Here is a 6620-nt window from a genome sequence, read left to right as displayed (position 1 = left end):
GGGGTTCCTTACGGCTTTTTGCGGCGTTGTTGGATGAGTTGACGAATCTGTTCCAATTCGTCGGGCGATACCTTCTCGTGCTTCAAGAGATGAGCCACCAAGTCGCTGACCTTGCCTCCAAAAACACGCTGAACAAGGTCATTGGTCGCTTTCCGCTGGTAATTGTCTTCCTTGACAAGCGGAAAGAAGTAGAACGTCCGCCCCTCGGACTCATGCGAGACCGCGCCCTTTTCTTCCAAACCACGCAGCAGGGTCTGAACCGTGCTATGGGCGATCGCCTGATCTTCATTGAGGGCATCGGTGATCTCACGCGCCGTCGAGCGGCCGCGATCCCAAAGGACCTGCATGATGCGGAGCTGGACGCGGCCTAGCTGATTGGGTGGCATATGGGCCTCGATGGTTCGTTTACCTGGGTAAATCTATCGATGTAGATACCAGCTTGCAAGTCTTTCTTCCTAAGAAGCTGAGTAACTGTCAGCGCAGCAATTCCGGCTGACAGCGCAGCGCGGGAGGGATTGTCCACGGCTCGTTTGGCAGGCCGAGCAATGCGTTAGGCGGGACTGATCCCCACCGAAATGCCAGAGGCACCGTAGTCCTCAGCGCCGCCGGCCAAGCAGGCTCGAACCTGTATCAAGCCGACACTTTTTCGGCCGCTTCTCTAGCAATCAATTCCTTCCGGCGTTCACGACCTCCGCATATCTTCCGGCGATCGGTATACGTTCAGGTCGGGCGAACTTGTGACGATCCCCGACACCATCGCCTTCTGACAGGGGTGAGAAACGTTGCCGTGAGTTCGACCTCCCTCGTCGCTGCCAACGTTGCTGCGACTGCCGGAAGTTCACCAGGAGCCGTGCGCGTCATACGTTTATCAGCTTCAACGCACTACACCAATCCGGGAGCAGCATCGATCAGGCTGAACGAATAACAGTGGTGTTTCAGATTGGTTCTGAGAGTTCGGCGCTACCTACGTGCCGACAGGCCATTGTTGACGTCTTCAGGACCGATGTTTGCGGCGCCGCTCTTGACATCTACTGCTCGGGCAGTAGTTTAGCGAGGTAGCTACTGGTCGTCCAGTATTACTTCTTGGGAGTATCGCTGTGGACAATAAAGATTTATTCGAGCCGGGGCCAACGGGGCGCGAGCTCGAAGCCCTTAAAGTCCTCTGGGACGCCACTGAAGAGGGAGGTGAGCCCGGCGCTACCGTGCGAGAGATTGTCGATCGCATGAATGCGGCCGGCGAAGAGCTTGCCTACACCACCGTCCTCAGCCTTCTGCAGGTTATGGAGCAGAAGGGGCTCGTCGACCACGTCCGCCAGGGGAAAGCCTACGTCTATCGCCCGCTCGCCGCCCGCACTAAGACGCTACGCCAGATAGCGGGGGGGTTTCTCGAGAAAGTGTTCGACGGCGCGGTTCACGAGTACCTAGTCCACGCGATTGACGGCCGCCGGCTGTCGTCGACGGAGCTCGACGAACTCGAGGCGATGATCGCCGACGCCCGCAAACAGCAGCACGCGACGAAGAAGCCCCGTCCTCGTAAGAAGGGATAGAAGTGATGTTCCTACTTTCCCCCGCGCAGGCGCTGCCCTTAGCGCTGGCCGAGTCGGCGCTGCTTAAACTGGCGGACTTTCACCTCGCGACAACGGCGGTGCTTGCCGCCGCAGTGCTGGCGACCGGCCTGCTGCGTCAACCGGCGCAGCGCTTGGCGATCGCTTGGGCTTCGACAGCCGGCGTCGCCTTGCTGCTTGTGCTGGTAATGATCCCGGGTTGGTCGATCTTCCACCTCGGAACGACTGCGCCCGTGTTTGAACGAACGGTCGAGCCGTTTAAGGACGCCTCGCCGATGCCGGCAAGCCGTGAACGAGTCGCCACGACCCCAACACCGCCGCCGTCCTTCGATCGAAATGCCGTCGCCGAGCCGGTTGCCGAAGCGGCGCCGGCGGCGAAGGACTGGCGAACGCTCCGCGACACCGCGATCGCCGTGGCGACGCTCGGCGGCGCGGTGCTCGCGATCGGTTGGCTCGTCTGGGGCGCGATCGCCGCGCGGCGGATCGTAGCGCAGGCCAAGCCCGCCGGCGCCGAATCCCTGCGCTTGCTCGACGAGCTCGCCGCCCCTGCGCCGTCGCCACGGCTGATGGTCTCCGACCGGCTCGGAACCGCGGTCGCGATCGGCTTGCGGCGCCCCACGATCCTGTTGCCACGACCAATGGCGGCTAGCGGTGCGTCGACCGACCTCCGCGCTGTGCTCGCTCACGAACTGGCGCATGTCCGGGGTGGTGATCTCTGGCTGCTCGCCGGCCTGCGACTGGCCATGGTCGTGCTGTGGCTCAACCCGCTGTACTGGGCGCTGCGGCGCCGGGTGCGGCTCGATCAAGAGACACTCGCCGACGCGGCCGCGGCCGAACTCGCCGGCCGACACGCCTACGCCGAGCGGCTGGTGAGCTGGGCGCGGGACCTCGCGGCGCCGCCCCGCCTGGCGGGCGCCGCCGGCATCTGGGAAGGGCCGTCGCAGTTGCGGAGCCGCATCGCGGTCCTCCTCGACGAGCGCTTCACGGTGCTGCAGCGCTGCAGCACGAAGTGGCGTGCGGCTACGGGACTCCTCTGCGGCGCGTTGGCGCTGGCCGCTTCGCTAGTGTCACTAAGCCCCGCGGCGCCGGATGCCGCAAGTGCGGGCGACCAGGCGCGTGGAACCGCCACCCTCTCGGGCAAGATCGTCGTAGTCGGATCAGGCCCCTCGGACGTTGCGGGTTGGCTGTACTCGGGGTCAGTAATCCCCAGCAACGTCAGCTACTCCACCGAGGGCAAGTTCACGGACCGATTCGAATGCGAAGTGGCGTCGGGCACGATCAACTTGCGCTTCTACCCCAACGAAGCCTACGCCCCGGCGGTGGTCGGTCCATTCAATCTGAAAGACGGCGATAAAATCGATGACATCGTCATCCAGTTGACGCCGGGCCTCACGGCGCCGCTCGTGCTCCGCGATGAGGACGGCCAGGCCGTGGCCGGCGCGACAGTGGTGAAGTACGCCAAGTTGAACGGCAGCAGCAACGGCCCGGTCCGGGAAGAGAAGACCGACTCCGATGGCAAGCTGCTCCTCGAGCGGCTTGCCCCCGGTGTGCTCTACGAATTTCGCATCGATACGCCCGGGTACCAGCCACTGAGGGCTGTCGACGTCTCAATCCCACGCAACGGGCGGCCGCTGACATTCACGATGAAGCGGGCTCGGCCGGCGACCGGCGTCGTCCGGCTCCCCAGCGGCGATCCCTGCCCCGGGGCGAAGTTGATGCTGCTCAGCGAGGTGGAGGCTTCTGGCTTCAACAACAGCCATCCCAGCGGCATATTGCTGGCGGAGACCGATGAGGAGGGACGGTTTACTCTCGATTCACTCGGTGACGGCTTTCGCTACTTGATCATCGTCGAGGCGCCCGATGAAAGCCGCGTCGTCTCCATCGATATCGAGGCCGGCAAATCGGACCTCGAGATTGTCATACCGAAGCGGCGTGACCTTCTCATCCGCGTCCGCGGCGATATCGACGATCTACCGAAGCGCGACGGCGAGCCCTATGCCCGGGTCCAACAACGCTTCGAAGTGATGTGGGGAGAGCCCGCCGTCGGCGTGAGCGAAGTGTTCGCGCCCTACGTGCCGCTCGAACGCACGACCGGTGGCGCTCAGGCTATCTTCCGCGGCCTCGCTATCAACCCAGGGCCTGGAGCGGCGGTGCAAACCGTTGAGGTGATGCTCGGCGACGACGGCGATTTGAGCAAGACCGTCTCGATTGACCCCGACCCCGAGCACATGGGGTTGGTCCAGTTCAATCTCGCTTCGGCAGGCGACGATGCACTGGATGTCATGGAAGACTCCGAGTCGGTCACCTATGTACCAATCGGCGCGCCCGCTGACGTCTTCGCGCCCGTCGCCGGTGACTATCCGCAAGCCCGCCCCGACATCCCCAACACGGTTCGTGGCGAGTGCCTCGACGAGTCGGGAAAGCCGCTCGCCGGCGTCAAGGTGCAACTGCACGCCGCGACTTTTGACCTTCAGTCCAACGAACTGCGTGACGAAGCGACGACCGACGCCCGCGGTCAGTTCCGGTTCGACAAGGTCGTGGCGAACGCCGCCGACCTTATCGAGCAAGGACCCGAGGAAGCGGGCGAAGACTTGATCGTCCTCAGCGTGACGAAGGCGGGGCGCGTTTCGAAGACCTACGCGGAACGCGACTATGGCGCCGCCGCCGTCGGCTTGCATGTCAGGTTCGTGCTCCCTCCCGCCGCGACGGTGAAGGGACGCGTCACCGACGCGGACGGTCAGCCGGTCGCCGGCGCGACGGTGCGGGTCCGCGACGGCGTCCTTTCGCTGAACGACTCGATCCATGCTACCGTCACCGACGCCGAGGGCCGCTACGCGATCGACGACCTGCCCGCCAAGGACTACCAACGCTTCCGGCAAGAGCAGCTGAGGCGTCACCAGCAGGCGAGTGAAAGCTATAGCGCCGCATTGTTCCAGTCGCCCTCGACGATCGAGGCGTCGCATCCCGACTACGCCGTCGCCACCGCTCCGCTTCCTCGTTCGCCGGGCGAAGTTGATCTGCAACTCTTGCCCCGGGCCGATCTGACCGGCCGAGTAGTTGATGAGGAGGGCGGACCGCTTGCCGGCGTGCGGGTGGTGATCAGCGCCAAGTGGCAGACGCCGCCAGCGCCGACCGGGGGCGCCAACAACTGGGTACCCGCCCAAGCAGTCACGGACGACGCCGGGCGCTATCGCGTCAGCAACCTGCCGCCGGGAGACTACGAGGTCGCCGCGTTCAGCGGAGTCGAGGGGCTGCCAAAACTTGTCCCCGCCGGTCCCGTTGCGGTGAAAGCTGAGCCGCAAGGCGATTCGGGCACCGCGACCCAGGCGGCCGAACTCCGGTTCACGAGCGGACGGCTCGTGCAGGTGCAGCTGATCGACGAGACTTCGGGCGAGCCGCTCCGGTTCACCGAGCCGATGGTAGTGTCGATCTACTACATCGCCGGCGCCGACGGCGGCCCCCAGCGCGGGGTGAGCAACATGAATCTCAAAGTGTCGCCCGAGGGCCGCTTCGAGTGCCGCGTCCTCGCACCGGAGGGGCGCCTAATGGCGCACGCCCTCTACCGGGAAGGGGAGTTCGAGAGCCAGGGCGAGTGGCGGCCCGTCGAAAAAGTCGCGATCCCCTCGGCGGAAGAACTCGGCGACGCGGTCGTGCGTTACCCGGTGAATCCTGGCGCGGTCTCGATCGGGACCCTCCTCAAAGAAGCCGACCGCCTCGCCGATAGCGAAGATAGCGAGGATAGCGATGGGGCGATCGCTTTCCTCACCGAGCAACTTGCTTCACGGCCTGGCGAGGTCAACCTGTTGGCGAAACGGGCCCAGCTCGCCGACGGCCTAGGCAAAGAGCAGCAGGCGCTCGACGATTACGAGACGATCCTCGCCGCCGAGCCCAGCAACTTCGTCGCTTTGAACAATCTAGCGCACCTGTTAGTGACCGCGGACGACGCATCACTCTACGACGCCCCGCGAGCGCTACAGCTAGCCAAGAAGGCGAACGAGTTGCTGCCGCGACCTTACCACCTCACCCTCGACACGCTCGCCGCTGCACAAGTAGCCAACGGCGACATCGACGGCGCGATCAAGACGCTCGATCAAGCCATCGAGGTCGCGCCCGAGAGCGCTCGCGCCGAACTACGCGAATTGCGAGACCTGTACCGTAAGCAACGCGACATGTCGTCGCCGGAGTGATCGGCGGAAAGCGGCGAGGACTTATTCCTCGAGGCGAGACCAATCCATTCCCAAATTTCTCCTCAGCGCGAGTCGCCCTGTGAGGGACTGCAGAAAGACGATTTGTCGTACAGTCGGGCTAGAGAAGCGGTATCACGAATTCGAACGGTGAGCATGGTCTTATGCCTCTCTAGTCGCCAAGGTTAGAAGTACCGCAGCAGTTACGCCGTGTTGTCTACCGCAAGAGGTCGGATCGACCCGTTCAGTTCGCCCGATAGACGCCACCTACTTAGAACCGACACGCCAAGGGCTAACTCCGACGAGGCCCAATGTGTGGCAACGTGCAACGTCGTGCAATTCTGCGCACGGCAAGATCTCGCCGGTCCAGATGGTTCGCCATTTCGGACCTTGCAATCGGCGGGATTTAGTGGTCGCCCGAGTGTCTGCGGGGCGATTTGCTCCGATCCATACAGCCATTCGAAAGCACTACAGGCACGTCTCGACTGCCGCGTAGCTAGGGCTCACTTTCGGTGAAGTAAACGGTGTCCCTTACCGGCCCGCATTCGCGTAGGCGGTCGGCGGCCACATTGCGGCCGAGGACCCAGACAGGGTCCGGAGGCACTTAGACACTAAACCGCATCGGAACGAATCGGACGTACTTCGTTGGCAGGGCGACTATGACTCTAAAAGGTCACAAACTCTATAAAACAAGGCGTTTGTGGGACCGAGTCATACTACTACTAATCGAAAAGCGATGCCCGCCGCACACGAACAACTCTCGATCGCGGGCTTTGCCCACCGCCTAGGGGGCCGGCGGAGGACCCGAAGGGAGGGCGCCCCTGCCTACGGCCTCGGCAGGGCCACCAGATGCCGCGCCTGCGGCCTGTCG

The 6620-nt window shown here is 63.7% G+C and carries 3 protein-coding genes; 2 read left to right on the top strand and 1 reads right to left on the bottom strand.

What is annotated here, in order from left to right; genetic code table 11:
- Positions 1–8: 8 nt before the first annotated feature.
- Positions 9–386, bottom strand: coding sequence for a BlaI/MecI/CopY family transcriptional regulator (locus Spa11_RS12230; protein WP_145112614.1), 378 nt, complete (start codon positions 384–386; stop codon positions 9–11).
- Positions 387–1097: 711 nt separating this feature from the next.
- Between Spa11_RS12230 and Spa11_RS12225 the strand changes: the two genes are divergently transcribed.
- Complete coding sequence (locus tag Spa11_RS12225; RefSeq protein WP_145112612.1) at positions 1098–1547, top strand: BlaI/MecI/CopY family transcriptional regulator; 450 nt, start codon at positions 1098–1100, stop codon at positions 1545–1547.
- Positions 1548–1552: 5 nt separating this feature from the next.
- A complete protein-coding gene (locus Spa11_RS12220) occupies positions 1553–5752 on the top strand; it encodes a M56 family metallopeptidase (protein WP_145112610.1) in 4200 nt (1399 codons plus the stop codon).
- The last annotated feature ends 868 nt before the right edge of the window (positions 5753–6620 follow it).

Origin of the sequence: Botrimarina mediterranea, from assembly GCF_007753265.1 — a bacterium.
Classification (GTDB): domain Bacteria; phylum Planctomycetota; class Planctomycetia; order Pirellulales; family Lacipirellulaceae; genus Botrimarina; species Botrimarina mediterranea.
The sequence above is the reverse complement of the archived record's forward strand: the minus strand, read 5'-3'. Positions and strand labels throughout refer to the sequence as shown.

Bases quoted from the DNA above. Each gene is read 5' to 3' on its own strand.
- Spa11_RS12220 (WP_145112610.1), top strand. From the start codon at position 1,553: ATGTTCCTACTTTCCCCCGCGCAGGCGCTGCCCTTAGCGCTGGCCGAG.
- Spa11_RS12230 (WP_145112614.1), bottom strand. From the start codon at position 386: ATGCCACCCAATCAGCTAGGCCGCGTCCAGCTCCGCATCATGCAGGTC.